9 protein-coding genes are annotated in these 15,024 nt (G+C 75.4%); 5 read left to right on the forward strand and 4 right to left on the reverse strand.

What is annotated here, in order from left to right:
- Positions 1–7: 7 nt before the first annotated feature.
- The 4 genes from I003_RS0120395 to I003_RS0120410 form a co-directional block, all read right to left on the reverse strand.
- On the reverse strand, positions 8–1,651 hold the full coding sequence (locus I003_RS0120395; RefSeq protein ID WP_027773204.1) for a nitroreductase family protein: 1,644 nt from the start codon (positions 1,649–1,651) through the stop codon (positions 8–10).
- A gap of 49 nt (positions 1,652–1,700) precedes the next feature.
- A complete protein-coding gene (locus I003_RS0120400; RefSeq protein ID WP_051368357.1) occupies positions 1,701–3,797 on the reverse strand; it encodes a TOMM precursor leader peptide-binding protein in 2,097 nt (698 codons plus the stop codon).
- Between the two features lie 160 nt (positions 3,798–3,957).
- A complete protein-coding gene (locus tag I003_RS0120405) occupies positions 3,958–6,147 on the reverse strand; it encodes a TOMM precursor leader peptide-binding protein (protein WP_027773206.1) in 2,190 nt (729 codons plus the stop codon).
- A 5-nt stretch (positions 6,148–6,152) separates the two neighbouring features.
- Positions 6,153–8,156 (reverse strand): AfsR/SARP family transcriptional regulator, encoded by a 2,004-nt coding sequence (locus I003_RS0120410; protein ID WP_027773207.1) that lies wholly within the window; start codon positions 8,154–8,156, stop codon positions 6,153–6,155.
- Positions 8,157–8,597: 441 nt separating this feature from the next.
- Between I003_RS0120410 and I003_RS0120415 the strand changes: the two genes are divergently transcribed.
- From I003_RS0120415 to I003_RS32730, 5 genes are read left to right on the forward strand one after another with little or no spacing between them, the layout of a single operon-like run.
- Entirely contained in the window at positions 8,598–9,707 is a 1,110-nt protein-coding gene (locus I003_RS0120415) for a serine/threonine-protein kinase (RefSeq protein WP_051368353.1), read from the forward strand.
- Positions 9,704–10,903 (forward strand): hypothetical protein, encoded by a 1,200-nt coding sequence (locus I003_RS0120420; protein WP_027773209.1) that lies wholly within the window; start codon positions 9,704–9,706, stop codon positions 10,901–10,903. The genes I003_RS0120415 and I003_RS0120420 overlap by 4 nt, the downstream gene beginning before the upstream one ends.
- Before the next feature lie 29 nt (positions 10,904–10,932).
- On the forward strand, positions 10,933–11,538 hold the full coding sequence (locus I003_RS0120425; RefSeq protein WP_027773210.1) for a hypothetical protein: 606 nt from the start codon (positions 10,933–10,935) through the stop codon (positions 11,536–11,538).
- Positions 11,535–14,033 carry an Hsp70 family protein gene (locus I003_RS0120430; protein ID WP_027773211.1) on the forward strand — a complete coding sequence of 833 codons (2,499 nt, stop codon included), beginning with the start codon at positions 11,535–11,537 and terminating at the stop codon, positions 14,031–14,033. The genes I003_RS0120425 and I003_RS0120430 overlap by 4 nt, the downstream gene beginning before the upstream one ends.
- Positions 14,030–15,007 carry a tetratricopeptide repeat protein gene (locus I003_RS32730; RefSeq protein WP_051368354.1) on the forward strand — a complete coding sequence of 326 codons (978 nt, stop codon included), beginning with the start codon at positions 14,030–14,032 and terminating at the stop codon, positions 15,005–15,007. Before I003_RS0120430 ends, I003_RS32730 begins: the two co-directional genes overlap by 4 nt.
- Positions 15,008–15,024 lie beyond the last annotated feature (17 nt).

Genomic DNA, 15,024 nt, shown 5'->3' on the forward strand with positions numbered 1-15,024 from the left:
CGCCCCCTCAGGCGATCTCGAAGCGGAAGTCGCTGGCGCCGGGGCGCTCGTGCCCCAGCATCATGATCAGCAGCGGCATCTCGTCCGTCTCCAGCAGCTCGAACCGCTCGCGGTACGCGATGTTGTCGAAGCCCAGCGCCACCCCGCAGCCGACGTCCAGCGCCGCCGCCGCCGTGTACGTGGCCTGGGCGACGCCGCCGATCAGCGCGTTGACCAGGCGGTAGCCGCGGTCGCCGACCGCGTCCAGCACGCTGTGCGTGCGGACGGTGGGGACGAGGACCGCGCCGGCCTGCTCCAGGTTGTAGTTGGCGAGGAAGTAGTTCTCCTGGAGGAACGCGCCGGGCGGCTCGTCCGAGACGCGGCGCAGGGCGCCGGGACCGCTCTCCGGTACGTACTCGTACGTGCCGGGCGCTACCCCGTCCACGTGGTTGACCAGCGCGTACAGCTTGACGAGAGCGTCCGCGCCCGCCACCGTCGCGTCTCCGCCGAGCCGGGAGCCGCCCGCGGCGGCGGCCAGGCATGCCGTCAGATGGGCGCCGTCCAGCGGCCGTTCGGCCGCGAACCGGCCGAAGCTGCTGCGCCGCGCGCGCAGCGCCGCCCGGACGTCCCGGGCCAGCGGTGCCCGTTCCGGCAGCGCCGTCGCGGGCCGCTCCGGGGCGGGCGCGAGGGCGGCGGCGCCGGCGAGCGCGCCGGGGGCGGGACGGGCGGTGGCGCCGGCGGCGGTCGCGCGGTGCATGGAGGTGAGGGCGTCGAAGGTGAGGACGGTGCGGGAGCGTTCGACGTCGCGGTGGCGGACGGAGACCTCGGGCGGCGCGGCGGGCGTGGCGGCGGCGCCGTGCCCGGACCCTGCCCCGTACCCGGGCCGCGAACCCGTCTCGTCCGCCGCCCACGGCAGCGGTACGACCGCGAAGAGGCCCTCCTCCTCGCCGGTCACCCCCAGCAGCCGCGCCAGCCGCTCCTCGTCGAACCACAGCGCCGGCTCCAGCGCCGTCCCCCGCGCGCCCGCCCACATCCGCCACGTGCCCAGCAGCGCGCCCACGTCCATGCTCACGGCGTGGAAGGAGAAGCTGTTGTACTTGAAGGCGTTCTGCCAGTACTTCACGCCCAGCACCAGGTACTGGTCCGTCTCCGGCCCCGGCGCCCCCTCCCCCAGCGCCTCCCGTACGACGCCCGTGACATCGCCGGTCAGCAGCCGGCGCAGCGCGTGGTGGCGGGCCGAGTAGTAGTGCACGCCCGGCGGTACGGGGGCGGAGGGCCCGCTGATCCAGTAGACGGAGACGGGGTAGAGGCCGCCGCCGGAGGCGGTGCCGCGGGACCAGTTGGCGAGGGGGTAGAAGGGCAGGGCGTTCAGGTCGGTGTTGGCCTGCACCCCCAGGCGCCGGCCCACCAGCCCGTACGAGTCCCGCAGCAGCCCGCCGAGCAGCCCGAGGCCGAACGCGGGCCCGCCGCCGCCCACCGGGTCCAGCAGCCCCCGCTCGACGGTGGCGTACGCCGGATAGGCGGGACCGGCCGGCAGCGGCAGCCGGTCCGTACCGGGGTAGTGCTTGGTCTTGCGGGGACCGTCCGCCCAGTCGGGCACGAAGTCCACCGGCTCCATCGGCACCCGGCCGCGATGCATGATCGCGGTCGCGTATCCGTGGGCGTATCCCATCGTCTGCTCCTTCTCCGGGGGTGGCTCTTCGGCGGGGTCGTCGGGTCGGTCAGGGGAACGGGTGCGGTGCGGGGTTCAGCTCGGCGTCGGTGAGATCGTGGTCGCGCAGGCCGGCCTCGCGCAGCCCGGTACGCAGCCGGGGCATCCGCAGCGCGCGCTGCCGGGACCAGCCGAAGTCGATGGGCAGCAGCCCCGGGACGAGCACACTGACCGTCCACAGCCCCCGCTCCCGCTGCTCGGGCAGGGTCTGGTCGACGACGATCACCTCGAACCCGGCCTCGGCGACCGCCGCCACGCACGCCGCGGCGTCCTCGGCGAGGTCGTCGGAGACGGGCAGGGTGCGCCCGGCGCCGTACCGCTCGTGCAGCGGGACGGGGTGCCGCGCCGGCTTGAGGAGGAAGTCGGCGTGGCGGGCCATCTCCGGAAGCCCGTAGACGAGCGGGTGGTCGTGGAGGGCGGCGACCTTGCCGAAGTCCGCCGCCATCGCCCGCAGCCGGGCCTCCTCGCGCTCCGTACGGCCGGCGAGGTTGACGGCGTCGGTGGCGATCTCGTCCAGCGCGGAGGCGAGCGCCGCCTCGGGGTCGAGCCCGGCACCCGCGCCGAAGCACATCCGGCCGGGCCCGCCGTCGTGGCGCTCGGCGACGCCGGTGACGACGGGGACCGGGAAGGTCAGCGCGGCGTCGAAGAACCGGGCGCGGTAGCCGTACATCTCCAGCCGCGCCACCATCTGCCGGGTCTCGGGACGGGTGGCCGAGGCGGGGTCCAGTTCGGTCAGGGGCTGCTGCCCGTACCAGGCGAGGAGGAAGGCATCGCGCTCGACGACCTCCATGAGGCCGTAGTAGACGGCCTCGGCGGCGGAACCGCCGGTGGCGCAGCCGTTGGAGCTCTCCTGCACGAATCGGTCGGCGAGACCGGGGGTGTGGTAGTACGTCAGCACCTCGGGCACGAGCAGGGGCTCGCGGCCGGTGAGGGAGTGCCCCCAGACCCACGAGATCTCGCGCTCGGGGGTGAACGGGGCGATGCCCGTCGCCGCGTGGAACTCCGGCCCGTACAGGCCGCACCGGCGGGGATCGAGGGCCGGACGGCCCTCGGCGGCGAGCTGGTCCAGGCTGGCGCGCACGGTGGTGGCGCGGGAGCGGGGGCGCATGCCGGCGTACCGCTCCAGACCCTCCAGGACCCCGATGCGCAGGCTGTCGCGGAAGGTGTCGGCGTGGCCGCCCCAGAAGGTCTCGCGGAGGTAGTCGCCGGAACGGAGGGAGAAGCAGCCGATGGTGGCGGAGGTGGAGGTGGAGGAGACGTCCAGCACGACGGTGGGCCCGAGGGCGCCGCAGACGGGGTTGGCGAACGCCTCGGTGGGCAGGTCGTAGTCCGCCAGCGACCGGGTCCGGAAGGCGCCGGGACGGTACTTGGGAGACGGGTCGAGCGCGAGGACGGCGGCGTCGGCGGAGTCCCGCTCCCGCGGGCCGCAGAGGGGGCATTCCGGGTCGGGGACGAGGGGGTAGCGGCGGACGGTGAGGTCGCCGAGGTCGAGCTGAAGGACATCGGGAAAGGCGGCGGGGGTGTCGGCGTTGCCGTGGGTGCCACGAGCCCCGGCGGACTCACGAACGATGCCGGACTCACCTGGACCGCCGGTCTCACGTCGGCCGGCGGAGACGGCTCCGGCCACGACACCGGCGAGCGCCTCGGCGGCGAAGGGCCCCCATTGCGGCGGCATCCCGGCGGCGCCGGTGTCACCCCCCAGCTCGACGGCCTCCCGCAGTTGCCGCGACCGTGCAGCCTGCCACCGCCGCTCCAGACACCGCACGCACCCCCGCCGCCCGGCGCCGGGAAGAGGCCCGACGACGGCGTGCCGCCCGTAGAGCCGAACGGGAACCACCCCCGCAGCAACCGCCTCCGGCGACCCGGAACGCTCCCCGCCCGCACCACCCGGCTCCGCCGCGACGACGGCCGTTCGCGCCGCAGGCGCGGCTGCCGCCTCCGGCGGACCGGAGCGCTCGCGGAGCGCACCGCCCACACCGGACGGCTCCGCCGGCTCGGCGGCCGTACGCGCCGCAGGCGCGACGGCGCCCGCCGCCCCGGCCCCCTGCTCGCCGACGGCGTCGGCGGCAGCACCCGGCCGGGCACCGGAGACGACCGCGTCGGCCATACCACCCGGCCGCCCACCGCCGTCGGTGTCGCGGGCCGGTTCGGCGAAGGCGTTCGTCAGGCCCAGCGGGGCCACCTCCACCCGGGGCGGTGCGGCCAGCAGCGTCGCCAGGTGCGCGCTCAACTCCTCCGCCAGCGCCTCGCACCCGGTGGTCCACGGGTCAGTGGTCGGCACCGACGCCCTCCTTGGTGAGCAGCACCCGTGCCGTGTACAGGCCCGCCGACCGCAGGTCGGCCGGTGTCGTGTCGCACCACAACACGTCCCGGTCCGCGGCGCGCAGCCGCTCCAGGACCGCCGGGAACGTCACCGCTGCGCCGTCAGCGCCCTCCGGGCGGTCCCCGCCCTCCGAGCCGGACGGCTGTATCGCCCCGGGGGCCAGTTCCGGCAGCAGTGCGTCCCCCGTATCCGGCACCTCACCCGTCTCCGCGGCGAGCTGCACCTGCCCCAGCAGATCCCGCAGCGCCGCCACCGCCGCCCCCGTCGCGGTCAGGGACGCCCCCACCGCCCAGCGCGCGGACGCACCCGGCTCCCGGGCCAGCGCCACCGACACCCCGCTGCGTTCCCGTTCGCCGAGGTCCAGCAGCTCCACCGACACCCCCAGCGTCTCCGCCGAGCGCGCCAGGAAGACCCACTCCGCGTCCTCGGACGTCTGCTGCGCGCGGAGCGGGGTAGCCCCGTGACCACCCCGAGCCGCGCGCAGCAACGCCTCATGCGCCAGCGCCGACAGCAGGGCGTGCCCCACCGCCTCGCCGGTGGTCTCCCCCGCGCCCGTGCCCCACGCCCCGCGGAGCACGAGACCGTCGCGGTTGGCCGCCCCCGAGGGGCACAACGCCGCCGCGGGCACGGCGGCTTCGTCCTTCGTCAGCAGCGACGTGACCCGCGCCCACGCCGTCACCTCGTCCGCCGTGACCCCCGAGCCGCCGGAGGCGACCAGTGCCTCCGGGCCCAGCCGCCGCATCCGCGCCGGGAGTTCCGGCAGCGGCCGGACGGGCACGGCGTGCTCGGCGTACAGCGTCGCCGCCGCGCGCAGCCCGCGCCCGCGGGCGCCCGCCAGATGGTGCACGTCGAACGCCGAGACCAGCCGACGGCCCGCCGCGCCCAGCGGCACCTCGATCCGGCTGACCTTCAGCGGGGTCTGGGTCAGCTCCTCGTCGCGGTAGCGGGTGAAGACGCCGACGTGCGGGCGGATGAGCGCGTCGCCGAGGCGGTTGAGCCCCGCGACGAGTTCCTCCGCGTCGCGCGCCGTCTCCACCGTCACCGTCGGCGCGACCGTCAGCTCCTCGGGCCGCAGGCCGGACCCGTCCGACCCGGGCGACAGGGCCGGGGCGGCACACCGCGGGCAGCGCGGGTGCGGGCGCAGCGGCTCGGCGACGACGTCGAGGGAGTCCAGGTCCTGGATGAGCACCTGGCCCTCGGTCTCGGCGGGCAGCGCGCCGGTGACGGTGCGGAAGATCTCGTACGCGAGCAGGTTGCCGACCATCGCCGCGACGGGTCCGGCCAGTGCCCCGCCCGCCGGGACGGCGGCCGGTTCCGCCACGCCCGCCAGCTCGGCGAGCAGCGCCGCCGCGCCCGCCGGGTCGGTGGTGTCGCCGAGGCGCAGCAGGGCGCAGCCGAGGCAGCCGGCGGCCGGCCCGCCGGAGCGGGGGCCGACGACGACGCGGTCGCCGAACGTCCAGGCGGGGATGAGGAGCTGGCCCTCGGCGAGGCCGGCACGCAGCAGGGCGTGGGTGCGGGCCGGGGCGTCGGCGCCGGTCACGACGAGCACCTGGTACGAGGCGAGCGTGCCGGTGTCCACGGCGCTGAGCGCGGCCGGGGAGCCGCCGGCGGTCAGCTTGTCGGCCTCCGCGAGTGCGGCCTCCGGCCGCTCTTCGGCGGCGACTTCGGCGAGGCCGTTGCGCAGCAGGCCCAGGACGCACCAGCGTGCCGCCTCGCCCGTGCCGAGGACGGCCACCCGGGTGTCGCGGAAGCGCGCGAAGCGGGACTCGGGCTCGTCCACGTAGTGGTCGATGTAGGCGATCTGCGCGGCGAACTGCTCCGCCACCGCCGCCGGCGGACCCGGCTCCACGGCCGGGGCGGCGTCGCGGGCGAAGTCCCGCTCCACCAGGGAGCCGACCAGCTCCGCGACCATCACCCGCTGCGCCTCGCCGAGTCCGGCGCAGATGTCGGTGAGCGGGCGGCTGCCGTCGAGGTGCGGCACGATCAGGGAGGCGAAGCGGTACGCCGTGCGGCCGGCGAGGTGGAAGCCGCCGTCCGCGTTGTGGAACAGCACGCCCTGGGGGGTCCGGGTGAACAGTACGTCCCGGCGCAGCCTGGGCCGCATCCCGGCGAGGTCGTCGAACGCTCGTGGCATCCCTCTCACACCTTCTGTCTCGGCTGACTGGTCCGGTTCGACTGGGTCGGCCGACTGGGCTGACCGGGCGGACCGGGCGGATCGGGCCGGCCGGACCGGGCGGCGGGACCCGACGCACCGGCCTGGGCGGCCGGAGCGGAAGAACCGGAAGAACCGGCAGGGCCGGAGGGGCCCGCAGGACTGGTGGAACGGGCACGGCCGCCCGGACCGGAAGGGCCCGGCGGGTCCGGCCGGACCGGCCCGCCCTCCCGCTCCGCCACCAGCCGCGCGTGCAGCCGCAGCAGCAGATGCGGGTGGTACGGGCCCGGCGGTCCGTCCTCCAGCAGCCCCGCGTCCGCCAGCCGTTCGAGCACCGCCTCGCACTCCGCGACCGTCACCCCCAGCACCGTCGCGGCGTCCGCCGCGTCCCAGCCGGACTCGTCGAGGGCGCCGAGCGCGACGTACGCCGACGCGAGGTCGGGGCCGAGCCGCTCCAGGGCCGCGTCGAACAGGTCCACCACCGACATCCGCGGGGGGCCGGTGAGCGACAGCCGGCCCAGCGGGTCGGCGGCCAGCCAGCGGGCGCAGTCGCCGAGCCGCAGCGCCGGGCGGGTGCCCAGCCGGGCCGCGGCGATGACCAGCGCCAGCGGGTGGTGGCCGCACACCTCGGCCAGTTCCTCCGCCCCGCCCGGCTCGTCGGCCACCCGCTCCGCGCCCAGCACCGCCGTCAGTAACTCCCGTGCCTCCGCGCCGGGGAGCGGGCCGAGGCGGTGGACCCGTACGCCGTGGGTGGCGACCAGCCCGGCGAGTCCCAGCCGGCTGGTGACCAGCACGCCGTGTCCGGGGACCGCGGCCAGCACCTCGCGTGCCTGGGCCGCGTCGACCACGTCGTCCAGGATGAGCAGCGCCCGCTCGCCCGCACCGTCCCCGGGCGTCCCGAGCCGCCCGGCGACGTCGTCGACGACCTCCTCGGCGCTCCGCGGCGAGCCGCCCGGTGCCGCCATGGGCACCAGCGTCTGCCCGCCGGGGAAGTGGTCGCGCACGAGGTGCGCCACCTGCTGGGCGAGGGCGGTCTTCCCGATCCCGGGCCCGCCGCAGACGAGTTCGGCCACCGGTGTCCCCGCGCCGTCGGGCTCCGCGGTCAGCCGTCGCCGCAGCGTCGCGACCGCCTCCGCCCGCCCGGTGAACCACGGCACCGGCGGCAGCCCCGGCGGGTCCGGGACCGGCGCGGGCGCGGCCGGTGCCGCGGCCGTCAGCTCCGCGCGCACGGGCGGCTCCGTCGCCGGGCCCAGGTCCTCGCCGCGCAGGATCGACATCTCCAGCCGCTGCAGCGCGGCCGAGGGACCGACGCCGAGACCGTCGGCGAGGTACGCCTTGAACCCGCGGTACTCCGCCAGCGCCTCCGTCTGCCGCCCGGTGCGGTACAGCGCCTCGATCAACTGCTCCCGGAACCGGCCGTGGTCGGGGTGCGCACGGGTGACGCTCCACAGGTCCACCAGCGCCTGCCCGCACTGCCCCAGCTCCAGCCGCAGGTCGCAGAGCCGCTCCACGACCCGCAGCCGCTCCTCCAGCAGCCGCGGCACCTCGTCGCGGTGGATCGCCTCCGACCGCACGTTGGCCAGCACCCCCGTCTGCCAGAGCGCCAGCGCCCCCTGCAGCGCCCCCATCGCCGCCTCCGCCGACAGCCCCGGATCCTGCGTGCGGCGTACCCGCTCACGGAACTCGACGAGGTCGAGGGAGCGCGCGTCCGCGGTGATCCGGTATCCGCCGGGCACCGCCTCGATGGGGGTGTCGACCACGTCGTGCTTGGCGAAGAGCCGCCGCAGCCGCAGCACGCACGTCTGCAGCGCGGCCCGCGCGGTGGCCGGCTGCTCGTCACCCCAGACCATGCGCTGGAGGTAGTCGACGGACACGATGGCGCCCGCGTTGAGCAGCAGGGCGGCGAGCAGGTTGGCCGGCTTGGAGGGGTGCAGGACGACGGTCTCGCCGCCGTCGGTGATGCTCAGCGGCCCGAGCAGTTGGAACCGCACCGCGCTCACCGGCGCCCCCGGGGGTCGGCGGAGCCGTGACCGCGCGGTGCCGGCGGGGGCGGGAGCGAGATCCGGATCGTCATGCCAGCCACCTGTGTCCCGTACGTCGAGGGGGGAAGGACGCCCGCGACGCTACCCGCGTATATCGGCTCCGGGCAGGCGCGAAGCTGTCATGAAGCTGCACACGTGCGCGCAGCAAGCGGCCAGATCCCCCCGAAGCGGGATCACCGCCAAGCCGCCGCCAACTCCCGTTCCACCGCGGGTCCACCGCACGCCCAGCGCACGTCCACCACCGCCGCCCCCTCCGCCTCACCCGTCGCCCCCGCCCCGGCCGCGGGAGGGGTCCCGGGACCCCGGCGGTAGAACGGTCCCGACGGCCCGCCGCGAGGCCACACCTCCACCGGGCCCGCGGCCGCAGGCACCGGGAGGGGGAGCGCGCCGATGGCGGCATACCGGACGACGGACGGCGCGACCGGCGCGCGGGACCCGCTGCTACCCCCCGGGCAGCGGATCCACGACGGCCTGGTGGTGGACCGCAGGCTGGGCGAGGGGGCGTTCGCCGAGGTGTACCGCGTACGCCACCACGTGCTCGGCTGGCAGGCGCTCAAGCTCTTCAAGCACGGCGCCTCCCTCGGCGCCAACTTCAGCAGGCTCGACGAGGCGCGCATCCTCTCCACCCTCGGCCACCCCAGCATCATCCGGGTGTTCGACGCCGGCACGGTGGACACGGCGGAGGGCGTACGCGGCTACTTCACCATGGAGTACGTGGCCGGGGGCAGCCTGGAGGGGCTGGTCAGGAGCCACGGCGGCATCGTCCCCGTCCCCGACGTCACCGCCGTGCTGCGGCAGGCGGCCGACGGCCTGGCCGTCGCCCACGGGCGGCGGCAGCCGGTCGTGCACCGCGACCTGACACTGGCCAACGTGCTCGTCACGTACGACGAGTCGGGGCTGCTGGTCAAGGTGAGCGACTTCGGGCTGGCACGGGAGACCGACCCGGTGACGCGGGCGGCGAGCGCGCAGGGGACGGTCGCGTACATGCCTCCGGAGGTCCTCATCCGCGGGCACGGCTACGCGTCCGCGGGGGACGTGTGGGCCCTGGGCACGATCGTGTACTACCTGCTCACGAACCACTTCCCGTACGACGCGGACGACCCGGCGCGGGCGTACTCACCGCAGCGGTTCGAGCGCCCCCTGCGTCCGCCGGGCGACTTCAACGACGACACCGGCGCCGGGCTGGACTGGCTGGTCACGGAGATGCTGCGGGTCGACCCGGCGGAGCGGCCGGCGATGCGCGAGGTGGCCGAACGCGCCCGGGCCCCGGGCCGGCCGGCGGCAGCCCCCGCGGATCCGCCGCGCACGGACCCGCACGCGCAGCCGCCCCCGGCACCGGCCCCCGAGGAGCTGGTACGCACGGCCCTCGCGCTCTCCCGCGTCCCCGGCCGCCTGGCCGACGCGGCCGACCGTCTCGAAGAAGCCCTCACCCGCGACCCCGGACTGCGGAAGCGGCATCTGACCCGGCTTTCGACCTGGCGTAGAGGAGTGATCCAGTGAAGGAGTCCCCGGCCCGCTTCGAGGACCTGGCGGGTCTGCGGCTGTACCGCAGGAACAGCTTCGCCGTCACCGGGCTGTCCGTCGACGCCCGGGGCCCCGCGGTGCGGCGGCACAGACAGCGCCTCGACGCCCGGCTGGCGTTCGAGGAGACCTGGGCGGGCGACGCCCACTCGCCGGTACGGGAGGGCTACCGCAGGGACGAGGTCCGGCTCGCGTTCGAGGAGTTCCAGGACCCCAGGCGCCGGCTCGTGGACGAGCTGACGTGGTACTGGCGGGACGCCGGCCTCGGCTGCGGCTGCGCCCCCGCGACGCACGAGCGGCACGACGAGGCGGTCCGCGCGCACCTCACGGCGATCGAGGCGGAGACCGGCCACCTCGACGTACCGACGGCGGGGCGCACCCGGTACTGGAAGAACGCCGCCGACGGCTGGGCCGAGCTGCTGGACTCCCCCGACCTGCGCGGGCACATCGCCCACCGCATGACCGCCCTGGCCGACCCGCGGCTCGACGACCACGCGCCGGACGACTTCCTGGCCGGACTCCCCGGGCTGCTCCTCTCCCCGTTCGCCGAACTCGCCGGCGACCGGGCCGCACGCCCGCGGCTGGCGGAGGTCTGCGCCCGCTGGGCGGAGTACCCGGTCTTCGCCACGCCGCTCCCCGAGGTCTTCGAGGACGCGGTCGAGGAGTCCGTCGACCGGCTCAAGGACGCGCTGCGGACCGCCGGTGAGCGGCACGAGGCGGGCCAGCACGCGGACGCCCTCGCGACGCTGGAGGAGCGGGTGCTGCCCGCGTACGGGGAGTTCGAGTCGCTGAAGCGGTTCGTCCCGGAGTCGCGGTCGGAGGAGATGGCGCACACGGTCACCGTGGCGCTCAACAACGTCGCGCTGGGGATCTGCGAGGCGGGCCTGCACAGGCCGTTCCGGACCAGGCTGATCGAGACGATGGAGGCCGCGAGCAGGATCGCCCCGCAGCGCGACCAGGTGCAGATCGACCAGAACCTGACGGCCGTACGGCAGGGCCGCGCGGGGACGGGGGCGCAGGCGGCCGAGCAGCTCAAGCCCAGCGAATGCGCGGGGTGCGTCTTCCTGCTGCTGACGATCGCCGGCGGGATCGTCGCCGGTCTGACGGCCGGAGCCGCCTGGGCGACCGGCATCATCATCGGCGGCTTCGTCCTCGTCGGAATGCTCACCTCATGACGTCGTACGCCACCCAGGAAAGGGCTCCGATGACCTCACACGCCCGCCACCGGGCGGGCCGGGCCGGGAGACGGCTCGGCGCCGCGCTCGGACAGTGGCGCCAGCCGCCCGAGTTCCGTGTTCCGCCGCCGCTGCTCGACCCCGGACAGACGGCGTGGATCGCGGATGTGCTGGCGGAGATCGACGCGGCCGGGGCGTCCGCGGCGGCCGCCGCTCGAACGGCACCGGCCGATGCCGCGGGCCCCGGCGAAGCCGGGGCCGCCGGCGCCGGTTCCGGCGCCCTGGTGGGCGCGGCCACCGGCATCTGGCGCGCGCTGCGCAAGCTCGACCAGGGCGCCGGCTCGCTGTCGGCGGCCGACCTGCGGCAGATCCGGCTCCAGGTCCGTGCCGGCCGCCAGGCGCTCCTCGACGACGGCCTGGAGATCCAGGACCACGACGGCGAACCGTTCGACTCCGGCCTCTCCCTGGAGGCGCTGGTCTTCCAGGACCGGCCCGATCTGACCCGCGAGGTCGTGCTGGAGACCGTACGGCCCTCCGTCTACTTCCGCGGACGGCGCATCCAGATGGGCCAGGTCATCGTCGGCCGGCCCCCGCAGGACCCCGGTGCAGAGACGACCAAGGAGACCCCGGAGTGAGCGAGACCATCGACTACGGCATCGACCTCGGCACCACCAACAGCGCGATCGCGGTGGCGGAGGACGGCGGCGTGCGCATCGTGAAGAACAACGACGGCTGGGACACCACCCCGTCGGCGGTGTGGATCCCCCGGAGGGATCTCGTCCACGTGGGCAGGCGCGCCAGGGAGCGCGCGGAATCCGACCCGGCCGACGCGCACGCCGAGTTCAAGCTGGAGATGGGGGTGGCGGGGGCGTCGCGCCGGTTCGAGCGCGCCGGGCTGTCGCTCACCCCGGAGCAGTTGTCCGCCGAGGTGCTGAAGTCGCTGCGGCAGGACGCCGCGCACGACTCCGGGTTCCAGCCGGAGGCCGCGGTGATCACCGTGCCCGCGGCCTTCGCCCTCAACCAGAACAACGCCACCTCGGAGGCCGCCGCCCTGGCCGGGCTCAGCGAGCACTGCCCGCTGGTGCAGGAGCCGACCGCCGCGGCCATCGCGTACGGCGTGCAGGACACCTCGGACTCCGCCCACTGGATGGTGTTCGACCTCGGCGGCGGCACCTTCGACGCCGCGGTGATGAGCAAGCGCGACGGCGAGCTGCAACTGATCCAGCATGCGGGCGACCCGTACCTGGGCGGGAAGCTCATCGACTGGGCGATCGTCGACGACCTGCTCGCGCCCGCGGTCCGGCGCGACATGGGGCTGGCCGACTTCACCCGCAGCAACCCCACCTGGGCGCACAACTTCGCCAAGCTCAAGCTGGAGGCCGAGAACGCGAAGATCGCACTGTCCCGCGCGCAGAAGGCCGAGCTCAACTTCGACCTGCTGGACGCCGGCGGTGACAGGCAGCCCTTCGAGTACACGCTGACCCGGGACGCGCTCGACGACCTCGCGCTGCCCTTCTACACCCGCGCGATCACGCTCTGCCGGGACGCGCTGGCCGAGAGCGCCCTGCGCCCCGACCACATCGACCGGCTGCTGCTCGCCGGCGGCTCGACGCTCAGCCCCGGGCTGCGCGCGCTGCTCGCCGACCCCGACACCGGACTCGGCATCGCCGTGGACCACAGCCAGGACCCCACCACCGTGGTGGCGCGCGGCGCCGCGGCATTCGCCCGTACCGTACGGCGCCCGCGGAAGGCGCGGGCCGCCGCCCCGGGCGAGTTCGCCGTCGAGCTGAACCACCCCACCCAGACCGTCGACACCACCGGCATCCCGGTGTCCGGCAAGGTGACCAGCGGCAGCGCCGTGGACTTCACCCGGTACGCCGTCGTGCTCGACAACCCGGACGGACGGCCCCCGTTCCGCGGACCGCACACCGCACTCACCCCCGACGGCACCTTCTACACCGAGGTCACCCTCACGGCCGGCGTCACCTCCCGCTTCACCGTCGAGCTGACCGACACCTCCGGCACGCGGCAGAAGCTCGCCGGCGACACCCTGTCGATCACCCACGCCAAGGTCGTCCCCGGCGAGGCCGTGCTGACGGGCACCCTCGGCATCGGCCGCGCCGACGGCTCGTTCGACCCCCTGCTCCGCAAGGGCACGACACTGCCGGCCGAGGTGACGAAGATCTACCGCACCACCATCCCGCTGCACCGCTCGGAGCCGAACGCGGTGATCCGTATCCCGCTGCTGGAGGGCGAACGCCCGCGCGCCGAACGCAACACCCGGGTGGGGCTGCTGGAGATCCGCCCGCGCGACGTGCGTATCGACCTGCCGGCGGACAGCGAGGTCGAGGTGACCTTCGAGATCGAGGCGAGCAGCAGGGAGGCCCTGGTGACCGCCCATATCCCGCTGGTCCAGCAGCAGTTCGAAGCCACGATCAACCGCACCGAACTCGTCGCCCCCGACCGGGAGGAACTGGCCGGCCGGCTGCGCCGCCTGGAGCAGCGCGTCCGCAGCCTGAAGGACGACGCGGAGTCCCAGCACGCCGAACAGGCCAGAGCCCGGCTGGAGAAGCTGGAAGAACACCGGCCCCTGGCCCAGCTCGCCCGGGAAGTGGACGCCGCGGGCGTCGACACCGGCGCAGCGGTGACCAGCGACCGCCGGATGCGCGACCTGGAGGCCGAGCTGGACGACATCGAGGCCGCCATCGAGATCCCCGGCCTCGAACGCCGGCTGTGGGACGTACTCGGCGCCTGCGAGGACATCATCACGCAGGTCAGCGGCACCCCGTCCGACCGGCGGGAGCTGGAGAACCTGCGCCTGCGCGCCAGCGCGCTGGGCGGGGACGGGACCCCGGCGGACCTGCGGAAGCTGGTGAAGCGGGCGGAGGAGTTCCAGGTCGAGCTGCTGCGGCGGACGAACGAATGGGACTTCGTGGTCTTCAACGCCCTCGTGGAGATGCGCGACATGATGCATCCGCGCAGCCAGGCGGACGCGGCCATCCGCGACGGCAGGAACGCGATGGCCGCCGGCGACCGCGACGCGCTCGCGGGCGTGAACCAGCGGCTGCGGCGGCTGCTGCCGCCGGAGATCGGCAACGGCATCGGGAAGAAGGAGGGCGGAGTCAGGTGAGCACGGACACGGCACCGGACCGTACGGCCACCGAACCCCCCGGCCCGCACTCCGCGGCGGCGGCGACCCGCACCCTGCGGGCGTCCCTGCTGGTGGCACGGGTCCGCACCGCGGTACGAGCCGGCGACCTGGACGAAGCGCTGCGCCTCCTGCGCGAAGCGGAAGCCGGCGACACCCGCGAAGTGGTCGAACACCGGGACGTCCTGGACCTGTTCGCCCGCGTCCACGCCCAGCGCGGCGAACTGGACGCGGCGGCCACCTACTGGCGCCGCCTCCAGACCCACCACCCCGACGACCCCGCCGCCACCGCCGGCCTCGCCCGCATCACCCGCCTCACCGCAGACGGCCCCCGGGCGTCCCTGGCCCGCCACCGGACCCGTACCGCGGTGGTGGCGGCGGCGTGCGCCCTCGCGGTGGCCGCAACGGGGGCGGTGGCACTGACCGGGGACGGGGACGCGGACCGTACCCGGACGGAGACGGCGGCGCCGACGGAGAAACAGATCGAGGACCGCGTACGCAGGGAACTGGCACAAGCACAGGAGACAGACCGCACGAGGGAGGCGACGCGCCGCGAGGAGACGGCCCGCGCCCTGGCCGAATCACTCCGCTCCCCGGGCATCCGCCCACAGGTACGGGGCGCTTCGGTGGAGGTGGCCTTCACGGAGGGCGTCTTCTCCGAGGGCGCGGAGCTGACCGAAGAAGGCGCCGCCCGCCTGGCAGCCCTGGGCCGGGACCTCCGCGGAACCCAGGCCCGCCTCGACATCCACGGCCACGCCGCCACGGTCCCCGACGCCCCCCGCAGCGGCGGCTCGGTGGTCGCCCTGTGGCGCGCCCTGATCGCGGCCCGCGAACTGAGCACGGCCAGCGGCAGACCGCTGACGGCGTTCACCACATCGAGCGCGGACCAGCGGAACGCCCCGTACGAGGAACCCGCCCGCAACCGCACGGTAACGGTGGTGATCACCCCGGAGTAGCAACGCCCCCCCGGCCC

It is taken from the genome of Streptomyces sp. CNQ329 (assembly GCF_000482585.1).